Consider the following 18346-nt stretch of genomic DNA (forward strand, 5'->3'; position numbering starts at 1 on the left):
GTGCATAGAACGGACTATTTAGAGGTAGTCCTTCGGCAGATAGATTGGCTTACAATATTTATATTATATATGGTATAGAATCACCTGCAGTGGAGAATTTGAGATTATTTACTCAAAATACTTAAGGAAATTATAATATTGTTTTATAATTTCCTTTTTTAATAAAAAAAGGAATAAGCTATATGCCTATTCCTCTACTTACACTTTTTCTTTATTCCATCGTATAGATATTGTAAATAATCTATATCTATATGTTCTTCTTTTAATAGCTTAATTCTTTCTTCAGCTCTTTGTAGTGATTCCTTTGCTTCTTCAAAATCTTTATGATTTATACAATTGCTTGTGTACTTCAATAAATAATCTATTTTTAACACCATTTCCGCTAAGTCTTCTCTCTCATCATTTACTAATTCTACTAATAAAGAATATATCTTTGGAGCTGTTGTTCTTTTTACACTATTTAATAAATCATTATTTTTACTTGTCTTTTTAGGCATCTTACTCACCTCTATTTATTAATTTAACTAATTTACAATTAAAATATACTTAACCTTTAAATATAATACATTATATTTACTGTACTCTCTTTGTATTTAGTAGATAACTCCTCTAATGTAATAGAGTTAAAAAAATCTTTTATTCTTTTGTTAGCTACTTCCCATAGATTTTCACAAATAAACTTTTCCATTTCATTATCTGTTTCTTCTATATTTATTAAATTTGAATCCCCTTCTAATATTCTTAATATTTCCCCTATAGTTAGATTATTTGCCTCTTCTGATAAGAAGTATCCACCTTGAGGCCCCTTTTTAGATTTTATTACGCCACCTTTTCTTAATGACGAAAAAATTTGTTCTAAATATCTTTCTGATATATCTTGCCTCTCTGAAATACTCTTTAATGTTACTGTTTCTGAAAATGAATATATAGATATATCAATTAACGCTCTTAAACCATATCTTCCTTTTGTTGAAATTTTCATTTAATCACCATTCCTAAAACCTCTATATTACCTACAATTATATGTACTTAATTTTGAAAAATCAAGAAAAAGGACTCCATAACATTACTTTGTTAAGGAGCCTATTTATTATTTATTACTATTAAAAACTTCTCTATCTATCTCATTAAAACTATTTGCTACTGTAGCTGCTGTAACCATAGATCCATTTACATTAAGCATAGTACGCCCCATATCAAGAATAGGATCTATTGCAAGTATTCCTCCTATAAGAGGGAAGTAACCCCCCATCCCCATACCTGATATTACAACTGAAACAGACATTGTTGCTGTTCCTGGCAATCCTGCAATACCTAAAGAGCTTATAGCTATAATAACTACTAACATAATATAAAAACTAAAGTTCATCTCTGTTCCTGAAATATTTGCTATTGTCACTACCATTAATGCTGGATATATAGCAGCACATCCATTCATTCCTGCATTTGCCCCTAGACTAGCTACAAAACTTGCAATACCTTTCTCTAATCCAACTTTATCTGATAATGTTTCTATAGTAACTGGTAATGTTCCAACACTTGATCTTGAAGTAAATGCTAATATTAATGGTTCTGAAACATTCTTTATATATTTAATAGGATTTAATCCATTTAAAGTAATTATAATTAGATGAATTACAAACATTATCGCTACACTTACATATAAGGCTAAAATAAAATTAATAACACTAATAATTGAAGATAGTCCTCTACCTGCAATTGTATTAGATAATAAAGGTATTACTGCATATGGCATAAATCTTATTACTGTTAAAGCAACCTTTGTAATAATCTTATAACTTGCTTCCACTAAATCTATAGCTGGTTTAATTTCTTGATGGAAATTATTCTTTAGTCTCTGCATAGCAAATCCTATAAATCCTGCAAATATAACCACTGCAACAACGTTTCCTTCAGCCATTGCTTGTACTGGATTAGATGGAATAAGACCTCTTAAAGTATCTACTATAGATTTAATTTCTTTTATATCTGTTTTCGCTTCAACAATTTCTAAACCTACCCCAAGTTTAAATAAATTACCTATAATAATACCTATTATTGCTGCTATTGTTGTTGTTCCAAGTAGAACTAATACTGATCTAATTGTAAGTTTACCTAAATTTTCACCCTTTTTCATATTTATTATAACTCTTATTATTGAAATAAATACTAATGGCACAACTAACATCTTTAATAAATCCATAAATCCATTACCTATTAATCCATACCATTTAATTACTTCATTTATCCATTGAACTTTAGTTGGATTATCTGGAAAACCCGCTAAAACTTGAATTAACGTCCCAAGTCCTAAACCCAAAATAGTAGCTAAAATCATACGAGTTGAAAATTGTGTATTTTTCTTTTCCACTTTTCTAACTATAAAAAATACCCCTATTAGTAGTAACATTAGCAGTATTGTTTTAAAATTAGTAATCATAAGAAATTCTGATAAGAACGTAGTATTCATAATATCCCCCTTTTTATTTTACATTCCCTACAATACCTATAGGTTTAATATGTTATTATATTAAATGTATTTTTCTTTAGTGTCAATATAAAAATTAACAAATTTCTAAAGAATTATTTCCTACCATTTTATTATTTCTATTTTTATAACAAAAGAGCTAAAATAGTATTAATTTAACTATTTTAGCTCTTAATTATTTTATATATTTTTCAGTTTTTTCTTTCGGAACCTTTCCGTCTAATGATAAATAATAATGTTTAATAGGATTAAAATTATCATCTAACTCATATACTAAAGGAGTTCCTGTTGGAATATTTAAATTAGCTATACCATCACTTGAAAGATCATCTAAATATTTTACTAAAGCTCTCAATGTATTTCCATGTGCAGATATTATTATCTTTTTATTTTCTTTTAATTTAGGTACTATTACATTATTCCATTCATCTAATACTCTTTTTTCTGTATCAGATAAATTTTCTGTAAGTGGTATTTTATCTTCAGATAAATTCTTATATTTAATTTCGTTTCCTGCATATCTTGGATCACTTTTCTCCAGTTTTGGTGGGGTTTCATTTACAAATCTTCTCCATTTATGAACTTGTTCTTCTCCATACTTCTTGGCTGTTTCTTCCTTATTTAGACCTTGTAAAGCCCCATAGTGTCTTTCATTTAGCTTCCATGATTTATATACCGGAATCCACATAAGATCCATTTCATGTAAAACTATCCACAATGTTCTTATAGATCTTTTAAGTACTGATGTATAGGCTAAATCAAAAGTAAATCCATTCTCCTTAAGAATCCTTCCTGCCTTTCTAGCTTCTATAAGGCCATTATCTGATAAATCTACATCTGTCCATCCTGTAAATCTATTTTCTAAATTCCACAAGCTCTGCCCATGTCTTATTAGTACTATTTTTTTCATTTCTAAATCTCCTTTCACTTACTTTTAGTATAGTGATTTAGAAGACTTTCTATTCTAATTAAATTTATTTAATATTAGAGCTATCTAATCTTTTCTTAGTTTCTAATCTATTTTTCCACATTTCTTCTTCTGACGCATAGCCTCTCTTTTTAGCTTTATCTTTTGTGTACTTATCTTCATGTATTAAATTTAATATGTGTATAGAATCTAATCCTGTAGCTTCTATCGTTCCTCTACATGAACCACAATATGATATTATATGATTTGATGCAAAATCACTAGCTCTTCTATTATATACTCTTTCATATAATTCTGGATTTGAACTACAAACCATTCCTCCAACGCCACAACATCTGGTATTGTTTCCACTTCTCTCTATTTCATCATATTTATAGCCTAATTTTTCAACAATCCATCTTACGCTTTCATGATGGGAAGTTACATTTCTAGTTACGCATGAATCATGGAAATTAAACACTATATCTGAACCTTCTCCAATCCCCTCTTGTCCTTCTGGTAAACCTATTTTATCTTTTATTAAATCCCAATAAGCTATAACCTTTTTATCTGTTGTTTCACTATATACATTATAACAAGATGGACATACGGTTATTATTACATCTGCATTAGTTTCATTAACTTTTTCTACAGCTTTTTTATTTCTTTCCTTAAACTTTTCATCTTCTCCAATAAGCTTAGTAACTTTACCACAGCACTGAAGCATAGAACCTACTTCGCCGTCTAATGTAGCCCTTAAATGCTCTAATGTCTTCTCTACTAGTTCGGGACTATATGCTGGTACTGTACAACCTGGCACAAATAAATACTTAGTTTTCTTTTCTTTACTAGCTAAAACTGTAGTTGAATACTCTTCACTACATTCCATTTCTTGTGACTTATCAAAAGGTTTTAATCCATCAATAACATTAATACCATTATTGTCTAAATTATATTGCTCCTTTATAGCAATAAAATTTGGTGCCAACTCTAAAGATTTTGGACATTCTAAAGTACATTGATTACATTCATTACATGAAAATGCTATCATCTTATCCATATTTTCATATCCATTTTCTAAGTATTGCTTAAATAAATTTTTAGGACAATCAGTATAATCATTTAACATAATACATTCCTTCATGCACTTTTTACATACACATTGTCTACATCTATTAGCTTCTCTTAATGCTTCTTCTTTTGTATATCCAAGATTAACTTCATCAAAAGAGTTTATTCTTTCTTTAACACTTAACTCTTTCATCCCTTCTCTTAAGTATTCTATACCTTCCCAATTTGTTGGCATATCTAGGTTAGTATTGAATGTCCAAGTATCTTCTATTTTTCTTCCTTCAACTAAACTCTTCTTATTTAAAAATCTAACTACAGATTGAGCTGCTCTTCTTCCTGTTGCCATAGCTTGTACAACTATAACAGATTCTCCTGATGCATCTCCAGCAATAAACACCTTGTTATTTTTTGAGGATTGAAGTGTTAATTTGTCACACTCAAATGTGGAATTTCTTCTCTGAACTAATATATCCTTAGCAAAAGATCCTTCAACATCTTGCCCTATTGCAAATACTATAGTGTCAACCTCTATCTCTGTAGTATCATCCTCATTATAACTTGGTGAAAATCTTCCTTCTTCATCAAACATAGCTGTACATTTTTTTAATACTACTTTATTTACTCTTCCATTAATAACTTCTATTGATTTTATAGCTCTAGCATGATTAAAATTAATTCCTTCTACTATAGCACCTTTTATTTCGTGGTCCGATGATGTCATAGTATCAAAACTATCTTCTAAACAAATTGAAAATACTTCTTCAACTTTATTCAGTCGTCTTGAAACTCTACAGCAATCCATAGCAACATCTCCACCACCTACAACTAAAACTTTTCTACCAATCTTTTCTACATTTCTTGTTAATGAAACTTCTCTTAAATAATCAGCTGCTGAATATACTCCCTGAGCATCACCGTTTTCTAAACTTTTATCAACTCTTCCTTGATGTTTCCCAACTGCTACAACTACAGCATCAAAATCATTTATGATATTATCAAATTCTAAATTTTTTCCTATCTCTACTCCAAGCTTAAATTCAACACCTAACTTATCTAGATAAGTTAACTCTTTTTCCAATATATTTCTTGGTAATCTATACTCAGGTATACCAACTGACATCATTCCACCTCTTACAGGTAGCTTTTCAAAAACAGTTACTTTCACCCCTTCTTTTCTTAAGTCTAAAGCTGCTTGAAGACCTGCAGGACCTGATCCTATAATAGCAACTTTCTTATCTAAATTATTTTTAATTGTTAAATCCCAATTTTCTTCTCTATCAAAATTATCAGCTGCATACCTTTTTAATGAAGCTATTGCCATGGGACTTTTTGCTTCTTTCCATTTACATTCTTTTTCACAAGGATGTGCACATATTCTTCCCAATGTACCTGGAATAAATAATTTTTCTCTTATTACTCTTATAGCCTCTTCGCCTTTATCCTCTTTGATTAGCCTTACATATTCTTTTACATCTGTATGCATAGGACATGTGGCTACACAGGCAGCCTCTTCATCTCCCATACAATTTTCAACGATATTTTGCATATTCTTAATAATTTGTTCTTTTAACATTTTATTTTCTCCTAAACCTTAATTAATTAGTAACTTTTTTTGTTGATAATTTTTTAGGATCTATAGCAAATACAAAGACTCCAACAACAATTATAGTTCCCCAAAATGCTAATTTAGGAGTTATATTTACTCCGAATAATACTGCTGAGAATATAATTGACCATAAACTAGCTGTACTATTTAATGCTGTTCCCATTGCTGCACCTATTAAATCTACAGCTTTATACCACGCTAAATAAGTTATAGCTCCAAGAATAGCTATTCCTGCATATTTAAACACTAATCCATTTGATACAATATCACCTGCAACTTTATATCCTCCAATTACTGGTACAACTATAAGTGCATATGCTAATAATGATGTTAAATATCTAACACATAAAAATTGTTGTGGTGTTGCCTTTATGTGATCCTCGCCCTTAACTTTTCTCATAGCAAAACCTATAATAACACCTTCTAAAGCCCAACCAGCTACTGCTACTAAAGCAAATAAAACTCCTGTAAAGAATTTTTCAGGCATATCAGCTGATGGATTAAAACCTAACATAAAAGAACCAAATAAACTTATTGCTATTTCAACTACAGATCTTAGTGATAATTTCTCTCTTAATATAAAGTATGATAATACCGCTCCAACTCCTGGATATATAACTGATATACTTGAAGCATATGGTGCTCCAGCATATTTAATAGCTAAAAGATATGCACTCATTCCTATAGGTGCTCCAACTATTGCAGCTACTATAGTAACCATTCCTTTTTTAGTTTTTAATAATGAAAATGCTCCTTTTAATTGTTTTGAGAATATTAACGCTAATGCTATCCAAAAAAAGCAAAATCCATCATGGAATAATGCAGTAACAAGTGGTGATAATTCAAACCCTTCAAAAATTGAATTTCCCCCTAATTGTCCCATAAGAACACCATCAAGCCCCCAGGCTATTCCAACTATAATTCCAAATATAATTCCTAATGCAAATTTATTCTTTTTGTTTTTCATAAAAATTTCCCTCTCTCTTTGAATAATTTTTTATTTACTTCATAAATATATTAAGCAATTTTCATGCCAAAAAATTTTTATCATTAATTCATATAATATTGTTAAATTTATATCTATCTAATTTTTAAATAGTACTTTTTATGTACATATATGTGTAATCTTTAATTACACTGTAATTAAAGATTACAGTGAGAAATTTTTATAAATATTCTTTTTGCCCTTATTTTAGGTTTTATAATTACCTTGAGTTCATGCTTTACATCTTATTCTCTTATGATAAAATATGAAATTATAACTTAGTCTTTATTTTTAATAAATTAATTATTTTTAACGTATTTTGAAATATAAATTATTTTATGATAAAAACTAATACTATTAATATAATTTTGGAGGGATGTTCTATGAGTTCTTTTTCTGATAGAAAATTATTAGAATCTATACCATTAGGTATTATGTCATTTTCCCTATTAGGTCATATTGAATATATAAATGATATTGCAAAGGAATTATTAGGATTACATGATGATTCCTGTTCAAATATAAATATTATTTATGAGTATCCTTCGCTCTTTAAACTTCTATCAAACAATAATAAAGATTTATGTGTTTATGAAAATATTTTTATTCCTAAAACAAATAGAAATTTATCTTGCCATATTTCTCCTATATACGAAAATTGTAAAGTACAAGGATATATCATAGTTTTTAAAAATATTAATCATCCCATTAATCTGGATAATAAATTTTCAACATTTCAAGCTAAATATACATTTGAAGACATCATAGGGCAAAGTCCTCAAATAAAAAAAGTTATAAATGAATGTAAAGCCATTTCAAAAAATTCTTCTGCTGTCCTTCTTAACGGTGAAAGTGGATCAGGTAAGGAATTGTTAGCTCAATCTATACATAATTATAGTGATAGATCTAATGGACCCTTTATTGCTGTTAACTGTGGTGCTATACCTAAAAACCTAATAGAAAGTGAATTGTTTGGATATGAAAGTGGATCATTTACAGGTGCTAAAAAAGGAGGCGCTCCTGGTAAATTTGAATTAGCCAATGGAGGAACTATTTTTTTAGATGAAATCGGCGAAATGCCTTTAGAAATGCAAGTAACTCTATTAAGAGTTTTACAAGAATCATGTGTAACTAGAATAGGTGGCAAAAATTCAATCGATATCGATGTTAGAGTTATTGCAGCAACAAATAAGGACCTAAAAGAAGAAATTAAAAATTGTAATTTTAGAAGTGATCTTTATTACAGATTAAGTGTATTACCAATTAAGGTTCCTCCTTTAAAAGAAAGAATAGGTGATGTACCTGTACTACTTAATCATTTTCTAAATATTAAAAGTAAAAAACTAAATAAATCTATTCCTAAAATCTCACAAAACTTATTCAAAAAAATGATTTCTTATTGCTGGCCAGGAAATATAAGAGAACTTGAAAATTTTGTAGAAAACTTAGTAGCTTTAAATGGTGTCACTACATATGAAATAGATTTAGCTGAATGTCATTGCTTAACATATGATAATCTAGGGAATATTATAGATACCTATTCCCTAAATGAAACTCCACCTAAAATTCCAACTAATAATATAACTCCCCTTTTAGCTTTAGAACAGGCTGAAATCAAAAAAGCTATTTGTATTTGTAATGGAAATATGACTAAGGCTGCAAGTAAACTTGGAATAAGTAGAAATGCCTTATACAATAAAATTAAAAGATATAATATTAATACAAATGAGTGTAAGATTTCTTATGATGAATATAAATAAATTTTATTTATATTCATCTAACTCTCTATTAGATTCTATACTCTTATGAAGGCTAATAGGCTTAACATTAAAGTTTGATCTATATTCTGTTTCTGCCCAGAATATATTTTCTGCTACCAAAGCTTCAGAATTTAATTTAACTCCATCTAATATTATTTCTTTAAACTTATGATATCCAGCTCTATCTATCAAATGTCCTCCATGTAAATATTCTGGTTTATAATCCAATGCCCATGCAGAGAACTTCTGCCAATTACCAAATATACCTAAAACAACCTCTTCTGTCGCAAAATTTACAAATGTCTTCCCCATTCTAGGTGTTTGCTTTCCAGTTCTTCCCCCTATGACTACTCTATAAAACTTCTCTGGTTTTCTAGTCCATGCACTTGTTGGGCAAGCTAATACACATTCACCACAACCTACACAACAACAAGAATCTTTATCAACCATACCTTTTTCATTTAAGCTCAAAACTCTTGTCGCATGGTGTTCACAAGCCTTAACACAGGCACCACATCCTATACATCTTTCTGGATGATATTCCATTCTTGCTTGCCCAATAACTCCAAAATCTTGAAAATGTCCTTTAGCACAATCATTTGGACAACCTGCAACTGAAACCTTTATATGATAATGTGATGGGAAAATTAGATTTTCTATTTTAGTAGCTAGTTCCTTTGTATTTATGTTAGCCTTAATACAATGAGTATTTCCTATGCAGTCCATTATATTTCTTGCTCCTATTGTTGGATATCCATTTTTATCAACTTCCATATTACAATTACAGTCTTCTACTTCAACTTCTCTTAAATATCTTCTATAAACTCGTTGACTTCCGGAATATTTTCATACTTTATACTTGGTATATCAAATGTTTGTCTCATACCTACATGAAAAGTACCATTACCCCAATTCTCTGCAATTTCCTGAATAGTTGTTAGATATTTAGCATTAACAGTTCCTCCTGGAATACGCATTTGTAGCATAAATTCGCCTGGAATTTTAGATTGACGATAACAATTAATTCTTACTTTTTTAATATCTATATCATGATTCATATACTCCACGCTCCTAATCTAATAATGTTTTAGCCTTTGTATAATTAAATACAGGACCCTCTAAACATACATAAGTTTCATCTATTCTACAATGTCCACATTTACCCACTGCACAAGACATTTTTCTCTCAAATGAAACCCATATTTTATCTTCTGGAATTCCTAGCTTTAGAAATTCTAAAGCTGTGAAATGCATCATTACTGGTGGACCAACTATAACAACCTCATAATTATTATAGAAGCTACTTAAATGTAATTTTTTAAGATGTGCTGTAACTAATCCCTTTTCCCAACCATCTTTTTCATCATTATCTAATGTATAAATTGTATTAAATTTATCTTTCCATTGTTCTAATTCATTTTTAAATAAAATTCCTTCTTCATTTTTAAATCCTAAAACTAAATTTAAACTTTCTACATATTCTGGTTCATTGTATAGTTTTTTAATCATACTTCTGACAGGAGCAACACCTGTTCCCCCAGCTACTATAACTAAATTTTTACCCTTAAACTTTTCTATTGGCCATCCCTTACCGTAAGCACCTCTTAGAAAAATCTCGTCTCCTGATTGTAAATTAAATATCTCATCAGTAATTTTTCCTACAGCTCTAATAGTAAAGTCTAAATATCCTGGTCCAAATCCACTAACTGATATAGGTGCTTCTCCAACCTTAGGAATAGATAATTGTAAAAATTGACCATGCTCTGGAACAATGTCAGTTGCAACTCTAAAGGTATATTCTTGTTTACTTTCTTTAGTTACACTAATGATTTCATATGCTTTTGGTGTTAATATATTATCACTCACTTATTTTCCCTCCACTATCTCTTCTACCGCCTTAGCTACTTTATTAATAGTTGCTGTTATTGAAATATTTTCTGGACATCTATCTGTGCATCTTCCACAACCTACACACATATGATTATCTTTAAATTCTTCCTTATAATCATGTATCTTGTGAAGAATTTTATATCTCATTTTATCTCCATTAGTTGTTCTAAACTTATGTCCACCTGCCATTTCATCAAATCCATCAATATGACAAGATGCTTGTACTCTTCTTCTTTCTCCAATTTTTCCAGCATCATCATATACTACATCTTTTGCTGTATAACAAGTACAAGTACTACAAGCTATTGTACAACTACCTCATCCTAAACATCTTTTATCAAATTCTTCCCACATTTTATGTTTCTTTAACTTTTCTAATACTTCTTTATCATTAATTTCAGGTATAACAAATTCTTAATTTTTATATTATTGATAAGTAAATACCTATTAGTATTTGTACTTCTTTTTCTAAAATTAAAAAACAGTACAAATTATTTATTAAATTTGTACTGTTAAATTCCAATTTTTAAATTTAAATAAAATCTTATTCTATTACTAATCCCATTAGTCTCGTTAAATCTAATCCCTGAACAGGTGTAACTATTGCACCTTCTAAATCTTTTATTTGTATATCAATTCCACTTATATCACACGTAGTAAGATTAATCTTAGATAAGGAAGTTTTATTAAAATAGGCATTAGTTAAATCAACATATTTTAAATACATCTTTTCATGCTTAATTTCTTGAAATGTACTATCTTGAAAATTAGATTCTACAATATTTATACCTTTAAATCTTGCAAATGAAAAATTTGAATACTTAGCTGATACATTTTCAAAAAGTACATCTTTTAAGCTTGCCTCATCAAATCTTGCTCCTACTAATTTGCAATTAATAAATTCTACTCTATTTATTAACCCTCCTGTAAAATCAATATTAGATAAATCGCAATTCTCAAATTTTGAATCTAATAAATCAACATTTTTGAAAGCACAATTATTAAATATAACATTTTTAAATACACAGGAATCTATGGTTAATCCTATATCATTTTTATCTTCTATAGTTATATTTTCTATAAGCTTATTTTGAATTTTTTCTTGGATAATTATTTCTTCATAAATATCATTTATAATTTCTAAATCATCTATAAATTTAGGTTTTTGTATTTTAGCTACCTTCTTCATATTTTAAAATGTAAAAGAAGTACTATACCACTTCCTTTTAGTTCCTCCTCACTTATTTTATTAAATATATTATACTTATAATTTTTATAGTAATTAATTCTTTATCTCAATCCTAAGTATTTCTTATTAAATCATCTTTAAATAACCCTATAAAATTAATAGTTTTACTAGATATTTTTGCAGCTTTATTAACTATACTATCTATTTCATCTGTTATATTTTTAATATCTTTTTTATTAAGAACGCCATAATAAGCCTCTTTTGCAAGATAACTTAGCTGTTCTTTTTCCTTAACTGAAAATTTAATCATAGGTATTCTTGATACATATCCGGATGTTATCATATTACTTCTAATTAGAATTCCCCTTACTATATATGTTACTAGTTTACAATTTAAATATGCTAATAACCACCATGAGTCATTTTCAGTACATATAATATTAGTATTTACTCCGAATGTACTATTTTTAGGAAATTTGCATGCAGTAAAGTCTACCCCCATAGATGAACATATTATCCCCGGTTCATATAGAAAGTCTTTATTTCTTACTATAAAGTTCTTTATTTCTTTATCAAATTTAAGAAAATTCTTATGCAAATAAATATTTTTATTTGTATAAAATTTATCCTTACCTGGATTTTTATAAAATGGTATAGTATATGGATCTTTTTTATCTCTCGATAAATATACCTTATCATTTCCTGTTGAAATTCCAGTAATACACTTATAAAAATCTCCTAATCTTTTTCCATTAAATAGTCTCCTTATATCATCAGGACATTCTATAATAAATTCCGAATTATCCTTTAAATCCTGTAATACTATATCTTTCAATAAATATTTTTTTTCATATTTTTTGTTAAGGTTAGATTTTAATATTTTTCTTAGTTCTTCCGTGTTTTTAGGTCTATTATTTACAATTATCTTCCCCTGATTTTCTTTTCCTTTTTGTAAAATTATAATACTGGTTCTTACATCTGCATCTTGATTTAAAAATAAGTCTGTAGGACACATAGTTATTTCATGTATAGCACACTCTGCTATTATCTTTTTTCTTAGACTTTCATGATATTTAGCTGTTAAAAATGAATCATGTGTAATTAGACCAATTACTGAATTAGGCTTAGCAAAGTCTATAATGGCGGATATAAACATACTATACATATTGTGAACTCCAACATCATTAAAATAGGGCTTTAAAACACTTTTATTCTTTTTAATAAAATCAACTTCATGACAGTTATACGGAGGATTTGCTATATAATAATCATAATTTAACTCTAGTTTATTAGACTTTTTTCTATTACAATAATAATCAATAAAATTATCATTATAAAAATTACAGTTATATTTTTCTTTATATTTAATAATATCCATCCCATCTATATCCATCTTATTTGATATGAAGACTGACAATAACTCTTCTTTTCCACAGCAAGGATCAAGAACTCTGTTTCCAATATGAAAACTAGTCATTCTTAATGCAATATACTCACCAACAAATTTTGGAGTATAGTAATATCCTAATTTTCTTCTATCTATTTTCTGGTTATCAGATTTTAAACCTTCATTAGTAAGTATTTTTATCTTTCTTGCCATTCTAAATTCCTTCCTAATCTAATTTTTAATAAACTATTGAAACTCCACAGGATATTTTTAGTGTTAGCATTTAATTAATATTGACTTTTTTAAGAATTCGTCTTCACTTAAAAATTTTATTTTCTGTCCTTTATCTTTTAAATCAACAGCTCTTCTAAGCTTATTGCTCATTTCTTCTCTCTTTAAATCATTTATATCTTTTGTGTTAGTTACTATACAAGTTGTTTTTTTAGTTACCGAGCTACCTACACTCCCACCAAGTTTTCTAACTAATACTGTAGCTTCATCCCTTGTCATAGATGATAAACCCCCTGTAAATACAATAACTTCATCTTTAAAAGCATCTATATTAAACTCTTCTATTTCATTCTTACTTAAACTTTCCTTATTAGATACTTTATAAACTCTTCCCTTAGTTGAAGATGGAGTGTATCCATTGGTAAAAACACGACCTATAGTTACCCCTAATAATTTTGATATTTCTCCAACATCTTTTGTATCTAACTCTTTTGATATATTAAGTAATATATTGCTACAAGCTAATGCATCTGCTAATGCATCATGATGATTAAACTCATACCCTAAAAATTTATTTACTGTATTTAATTTAGAATTATCCAGCTTATAATAAAAATTTCTAGACAGCTTCATTGTGCAAATATACTCAAAACAAGGTAATTTTAACCCATAGAGTTCTAAAGTGTTTCTTAATACAGATATATCAAATGATGCATTATGAGCTATAACTAAACTATCATTAAAATAATCCTTAATTTTATCCCATATATGATTAAATTCTAATTCATTTTCCACCATACTCGGTCTTATACCGTGAATTCCAATATTAATTGGCATAAATCTCATTTCTTTAGGCCTTATTAAATAATGAATTCTCTCTACTACTTTACTATCTTTAACTACAACAATCCCTATAGAACAAGGGCTATTTCTTTTTTCATTAGCTGTTTCAAAATCTATAGCTATAAAATTCATTGCTTTTTCTCCTGTACATCTTTATTAATTTACTTATTAAAATCTTATTTACTTTATTAATTCATCATCTTCTATAAATACTTGTATTTGACAACTATAGGATTCTATATTAAAAAAATCATTAAATAAATCTATTTCAATAAAACTTCTAATCTTCAACTTATTTTTCTCTATATAATTAAATAATTTTTCTCTTTGTATTTCTTCATTTGCTTTACTATAAGCTAAAGTTAAATATCTACCTTCAGGCAATACCTTTATATAATTATCATCTTTACTTTTAATATCATCTTTAATAGTATTAAAAACATACCCTGGTTTTACATTTCCATTAGATTCAATATTATATATGATTCCCCTTTCCATATATACATCTATATCTCTTTCATGAATCACTTTCTCTAAATCTGAGTAATAAATAAGTTCTTTTAAGCTTCCAACTTCTTTACATGGTACTACAATTATATATCTTTTCTTAAAGAAGCTAATTTCCATTTCATCATTGTTTAATATATTTTTAGATTGTTCTACTTCCATATTCAATCTATCAATATTTTTTATTATTTCTTCCATTTTACTTATATTTTTTTTCGCCTCTATTCTTTTTAATTGCAGAAATTCTATTAACTTATCTGTATTGCATTCTTTAAATATTTCTTGAAGCTCAGCTATACTAGTTCCTAAAGCTCTACATCCTTTTATAATATCTATATAAATAAATTGATCTATAGAGTAATATCTATATCCACTTTTCTCATCTATATATCTTGGAATAAGAATCCCCACCTTATGGTAATACCTTAAAGCCTTTATTGTAATCTCTTTAATTTTAGAAATCTCACCAATTGAAAATAGATTTTTCACCTTAATCACTATCCTTATAAATTATTAAACCATACTTGACTCTCCTCTTAGAGTACATATTATTATCATTATACGGTATTTATAAAAAATACTGAAGATTTTTTAATTATTGAAAGGATAGTGTATAAATATGGGTAACGTAATATATAGAGAATTGGTTAGAGAAGATTATAGTAGAGTTAAAGAGCTAATTGGAGATGCTTTTGGCTTTAATAATTTTATTAAAGATAAGGGGTTTTTAGATTTAGTTTTAAATATTTATTTGCAAGACTGCATTTTAGCAAGCTCATTTAGTAAGGTAGCTGAAAAAGATAATAAGGTTATTGGTTTTATTTTAGGTGATTCAAAAAAAGATAAACACCGTTTAAGAAAATCTCATAATATTATAAGTATTGCTGCTACTAGCTTCAAACTAATTATATCTAATAAAGAAAATAAAAAGGCACTTAAAGAATTCTCAAAAATCTCAGACACATATAAAGAGATTATTCGAGGTAAAAAAGAAAAATTTCAGGGTTGCATACAATTATTCATTGTATCTAAAGAATCTAGAGGTCTTGGAGTTGGAAAAACCTTAGTAAATTATTTATTTAATTATATGAAAAGCATGGAAGTAAAGTCTTTATATTTATATACAGATACTCGTTGCAATTATGGATTCTATGATAGCCAAAACTTTAAACGATTAATAGAAAAAGAGATTCGATTTAATTCTTTTAATGAAAAACTTAATATATTTGTTTATGAATATAACTTTTAATTAATTAAAATACTAAGCAGTAAAAATAAGTTTCACTTATTAAAATTTTAATACTGTATATTATAAAGGAGCTGTTTAACGCAGCTCCTAATTTGAATACTATATTATTGACAGTTTAAATAATTCGTAAAATAATATTGAAACATATTTTAATATTATTTTAATAAATCTTTAAGATCTATTTCCCTTTATAAATCTAATGGCTGTTAAAGTATTTGGACCTTCTATATCAACATCTTCAGGATTTTCTTCATCAGAATATACTAAAACTTTATATCTCACATTAGAAAGTTCTGTAGTTTCAACATCTACATGTGAAAATGGTATTGCTACATCATCACTTGCTGGTGCAAGATCTACTTCTAAAGTGTAAATAGGTTTAGGTGTGTCTATTAATGAAGAAGTTTTTTGAATAATTATTGTAATATTAGCACTTTCCTCTTCCCTCTTATCCTCTTCCTCTTCATCTTCTAAATCTTGTTCATATTCATGATCTAATACTACAACACCGCTTAACCATACTATATCTCCTGGACAAACTTTTTTAAAAGCTACTTCAAGCATTTGAGTTGGATTTGTAGGATCTATAGATACAGGAACATCATCGCCATCTGCTCTTTCATCAAATTGAAATTCAATTGATTTAATTAAATTACCATAACACTTGCACTTATATTCATCTTCATAATCTGGGTAATAACATTTGGAGTTTATCATAAATGTGTACCTCCTACTTATTATTCTTTACTAATATTATATTCAGTAACATTAAAATTTGATACATTATGTAAATATTAAATTTACTTATATATTAAATGAGAATCCTATAAAGGATAAAAATCCCAAATTACTATTTAGCACATTTAAAAACTTTAATTAATGCTAATTTCATGGTTCTAAACAAATAATGTAATCAAAAATTAAAAGAGCCATCTAATAAGCTATTACTTATTAGATGGCTCTTATAATAATCTAAAATTATCTTCTATTTTGTTCTTTTTTAGCTCTTCTACAAGATATGCATCTTGTAGGTTCATTATCGAATCCCTTTTCTTTGTAGAATTCTTGTTCTCCTACTGAAAATACGAATTCACTTCCACAATCTTTACATATAATTATCTTATCTGTCATAAATATTCCTCCTAAAATTAAAGATTCTAAATTGATAATAATCTCTAATTTATGAGAAACTATTTACCTAAATGAAATCCATTTTGTTAGCATTTTGCTACAATTTTATTATATCATAATAAAAATTTTATTTCAATACTTTTCTGAATTATTTAATAAAAATAAATTTTAATTCTATTAAAAATAACTATTTTATAGAATTAAAAATCACTATTTGAAATCTGCCTAGGCCATGAAAGCAAACTCTTTCTTGATATTTTTAGTTGTCTTTCATCAGGAAAATTTAAATCACAAAAATAATTATGATAATTTGCCGTCCACACGTATTTATCCCATACCGTTATATTTTCTTTATGTAAATCTAACATTTCTTCAATTTTTAATTTATGCCTCATAAGTAAATTAATTTTAACCATATCAAATTCATATTCATTATCGCATTCTGTATAATATTTAAATATAGTATTTAAATAATTTAAAAACCATTGTCCATCACTATCAATAAGTATTTTATTCTGTTGTGGAGCAACCTCATAATAATTTATATACTTTTGCAATCTATTTACAGTTTTATTATCTAATATAATTCTAGGGTAGCAAGCTAAAGTACTTTCTGTATTATGAGCATCTAAAAGAGCCGGTCCAAAAACAATATCTTCATTTATATAAAACTCTCCTATGCTCACACCGCCTCTAACAAATAAGCCCTCTAAAGATAAATTAAATTGATATTCAGATACATTATCTAATATTTCATCTAACTCTTCTTCACCATCATCTTTTATAGGATACCCAACAATCATATTATCAGTATATATCTTTATTTTACCCTCACTATACTTATTGGGAATTATACATTGTTTATTCTTATTTATAAGGTAACTAATTTCTTTCAGCAAATCATTACCATACCCGTCTGTACACGAGTTTATTATCATTTGCGAAAAACCTAATATATCTATAGCGCACACTACAGAGTTAACAAGCTTCGGATTATTTTTATTATATTTTTGCATATTCATTTCAACACCACCTCACTTATATTATACTTTTCATATTATATAATACATTAAACGAATGTTGAATATAAGAATTAAGCTTT

16 protein-coding genes and 2 pseudogenes are annotated in these 18346 nt (G+C 27.5%); 2 read left to right on the plus strand and 16 right to left on the minus strand.

Translation table 11 applies throughout. The annotated features are described in order from the left end of the window. Positions 1–194 precede the first annotated feature (194 nt). From CP523_RS07180 to CP523_RS07205, 6 genes are all read right to left on the minus strand, one after another. A complete protein-coding gene (locus tag CP523_RS07180; RefSeq protein ID WP_066673716.1) occupies positions 195–497 on the minus strand; it encodes a hypothetical protein in 303 nt (100 codons plus the stop codon). A gap of 56 nt (positions 498–553) precedes the next feature. Continuing rightward, positions 554–982: an RrF2 family transcriptional regulator gene (locus CP523_RS07185; RefSeq protein WP_066673718.1), complete on the minus strand. Its 429-nt coding sequence runs from the start codon at positions 980–982 to the stop codon at positions 554–556. Positions 983–1090: 108 nt separating this feature from the next. Continuing rightward, positions 1091–2470, minus strand: coding sequence for a cation:dicarboxylate symporter family transporter (locus CP523_RS07190; protein WP_120140740.1), 1380 nt, complete (start codon positions 2468–2470; stop codon positions 1091–1093). 193 nt (positions 2471–2663) lie between these two features. Then, a complete protein-coding gene (gene gpmA / locus CP523_RS07195) occupies positions 2664–3398 on the minus strand; it encodes a 2,3-diphosphoglycerate-dependent phosphoglycerate mutase (RefSeq protein WP_066673720.1) in 735 nt (244 codons plus the stop codon). Positions 3399–3462: 64 nt separating this feature from the next. After that, positions 3463–6039, minus strand: coding sequence for an FAD-dependent oxidoreductase (locus CP523_RS07200; RefSeq protein WP_066673721.1), 2577 nt, complete (start codon positions 6037–6039; stop codon positions 3463–3465). A gap of 22 nt (positions 6040–6061) precedes the next feature. Beyond that, entirely contained in the window at positions 6062–7039 is a 978-nt protein-coding gene (locus CP523_RS07205) for a DMT family transporter (RefSeq protein ID WP_120140741.1), read from the minus strand. Between the two features lie 401 nt (positions 7040–7440). On the opposite strand from CP523_RS07205, the gene CP523_RS07210 reads away from it, so the two are divergent. Further along, complete coding sequence (locus CP523_RS07210) at positions 7441–8817, plus strand: sigma-54 interaction domain-containing protein (RefSeq protein WP_227909549.1); 1377 nt, start codon at positions 7441–7443, stop codon at positions 8815–8817. Positions 8818–8820: 3 nt separating this feature from the next. On the opposite strand, the pseudogene asrC reads toward CP523_RS07210, so the two are convergent. From asrC to CP523_RS07245, 7 genes and pseudogenes are all read right to left on the minus strand, one after another. Continuing rightward, positions 8821–9875: pseudogene (gene asrC / locus CP523_RS07215) on the minus strand (sulfite reductase subunit C). A 13-nt stretch (positions 9876–9888) separates the two neighbouring features. Beyond that, positions 9889–10683 carry an anaerobic sulfite reductase subunit AsrB gene (gene asrB / locus CP523_RS07220; RefSeq protein WP_066673725.1) on the minus strand — a complete coding sequence of 265 codons (795 nt, stop codon included), beginning with the start codon at positions 10681–10683 and terminating at the stop codon, positions 9889–9891. Continuing rightward, positions 10684–11112: pseudogene (locus CP523_RS07225) on the minus strand (4Fe-4S dicluster domain-containing protein); the annotation flags it as partial. Between the two features lie 139 nt (positions 11113–11251). Beyond that, on the minus strand, positions 11252–11896 hold the full coding sequence (locus CP523_RS07230) for a pentapeptide repeat-containing protein (protein ID WP_066673730.1): 645 nt from the start codon (positions 11894–11896) through the stop codon (positions 11252–11254). A gap of 112 nt (positions 11897–12008) precedes the next feature. Continuing rightward, positions 12009–13496 carry an N-6 DNA methylase gene (locus CP523_RS07235; RefSeq protein ID WP_066673732.1) on the minus strand — a complete coding sequence of 496 codons (1488 nt, stop codon included), beginning with the start codon at positions 13494–13496 and terminating at the stop codon, positions 12009–12011. A 63-nt stretch (positions 13497–13559) separates the two neighbouring features. Further along, positions 13560–14489: an exonuclease domain-containing protein gene (locus CP523_RS07240; RefSeq protein ID WP_066673733.1), complete on the minus strand. Its 930-nt coding sequence runs from the start codon at positions 14487–14489 to the stop codon at positions 13560–13562. A gap of 48 nt (positions 14490–14537) precedes the next feature. Continuing rightward, positions 14538–15353: a MerR family transcriptional regulator gene (locus tag CP523_RS07245; protein ID WP_120141057.1), complete on the minus strand. Its 816-nt coding sequence runs from the start codon at positions 15351–15353 to the stop codon at positions 14538–14540. Positions 15354–15483: 130 nt separating this feature from the next. Between CP523_RS07245 and CP523_RS07250 the strand changes: the two genes are divergently transcribed. Next, a complete protein-coding gene (locus CP523_RS07250) occupies positions 15484–16113 on the plus strand; it encodes a GNAT family N-acetyltransferase (protein ID WP_066673735.1) in 630 nt (209 codons plus the stop codon). Between the two features lie 171 nt (positions 16114–16284). Here CP523_RS07250 and CP523_RS07255 read toward each other — a convergent pair whose 3' ends face one another. The 3 genes from CP523_RS07255 to CP523_RS07265 form a co-directional block, all read right to left on the minus strand. Then, entirely contained in the window at positions 16285–16830 is a 546-nt protein-coding gene (locus CP523_RS07255) for a hypothetical protein (RefSeq protein ID WP_227909548.1), read from the minus strand. A gap of 261 nt (positions 16831–17091) precedes the next feature. After that, positions 17092–17244, minus strand: coding sequence for a zinc-ribbon domain-containing protein (locus CP523_RS07260; protein WP_066673737.1), 153 nt, complete (start codon positions 17242–17244; stop codon positions 17092–17094). A 200-nt stretch (positions 17245–17444) separates the two neighbouring features. Further along, positions 17445–18266: a hypothetical protein gene (locus CP523_RS07265; RefSeq protein ID WP_066673739.1), complete on the minus strand. Its 822-nt coding sequence runs from the start codon at positions 18264–18266 to the stop codon at positions 17445–17447. Between the last annotated feature and the right edge of the window lie 80 nt (positions 18267–18346).

The organism is Clostridium septicum (assembly GCF_003606265.1).
Taxonomy (GTDB): domain Bacteria; phylum Bacillota; class Clostridia; order Clostridiales; family Clostridiaceae; genus Clostridium; species Clostridium septicum.

What these genes read in the sequence shown, in the direction of transcription:
- CP523_RS07180 (WP_066673716.1), bottom strand. Translation starts at nt 497, where the DNA reads ATGCCTAAAAAGACAAGTAAAAATAATGATTTATTAAATAGTGTAAAA.
- CP523_RS07185 (WP_066673718.1), bottom strand. Translation starts at nt 982, where the DNA reads ATGAAAATTTCAACAAAAGGAAGATATGGTTTAAGAGCGTTAATTGAT.
- CP523_RS07190 (WP_120140740.1), bottom strand. Translation starts at nt 2,470, where the DNA reads ATGAATACTACGTTCTTATCAGAATTTCTTATGATTACTAATTTTAAA.
- gpmA (WP_066673720.1), bottom strand. Translation starts at nt 3,398, where the DNA reads ATGAAAAAAATAGTACTAATAAGACATGGGCAGAGCTTGTGGAATTTA.
- CP523_RS07200 (WP_066673721.1), bottom strand. Translation starts at nt 6,039, where the DNA reads ATGTTAAAAGAACAAATTATTAAGAATATGCAAAATATCGTTGAAAAT.
- CP523_RS07205 (WP_120140741.1), bottom strand. Translation starts at nt 7,039, where the DNA reads ATGAAAAACAAAAAGAATAAATTTGCATTAGGAATTATATTTGGAATT.
- CP523_RS07210 (WP_227909549.1), top strand. Translation starts at nt 7,441, where the DNA reads ATGAGTTCTTTTTCTGATAGAAAATTATTAGAATCTATACCATTAGGT.
- CP523_RS07230 (WP_066673730.1), bottom strand. Translation starts at nt 11,896, where the DNA reads ATGAAGAAGGTAGCTAAAATACAAAAACCTAAATTTATAGATGATTTA.
- CP523_RS07235 (WP_066673732.1), bottom strand. Translation starts at nt 13,496, where the DNA reads ATGGCAAGAAAGATAAAAATACTTACTAATGAAGGTTTAAAATCTGAT.
- CP523_RS07240 (WP_066673733.1), bottom strand. Translation starts at nt 14,489, where the DNA reads ATGAATTTTATAGCTATAGATTTTGAAACAGCTAATGAAAAAAGAAAT.
- CP523_RS07250 (WP_066673735.1), top strand. Translation starts at nt 15,484, where the DNA reads ATGGGTAACGTAATATATAGAGAATTGGTTAGAGAAGATTATAGTAGA.
- CP523_RS07255 (WP_227909548.1), bottom strand. Translation starts at nt 16,830, where the DNA reads ATGATAAACTCCAAATGTTATTACCCAGATTATGAAGATGAATATAAG.
- CP523_RS07260 (WP_066673737.1), bottom strand. Translation starts at nt 17,244, where the DNA reads ATGACAGATAAGATAATTATATGTAAAGATTGTGGAAGTGAATTCGTA.
- CP523_RS07265 (WP_066673739.1), bottom strand. Translation starts at nt 18,266, where the DNA reads ATGAATATGCAAAAATATAATAAAAATAATCCGAAGCTTGTTAACTCT.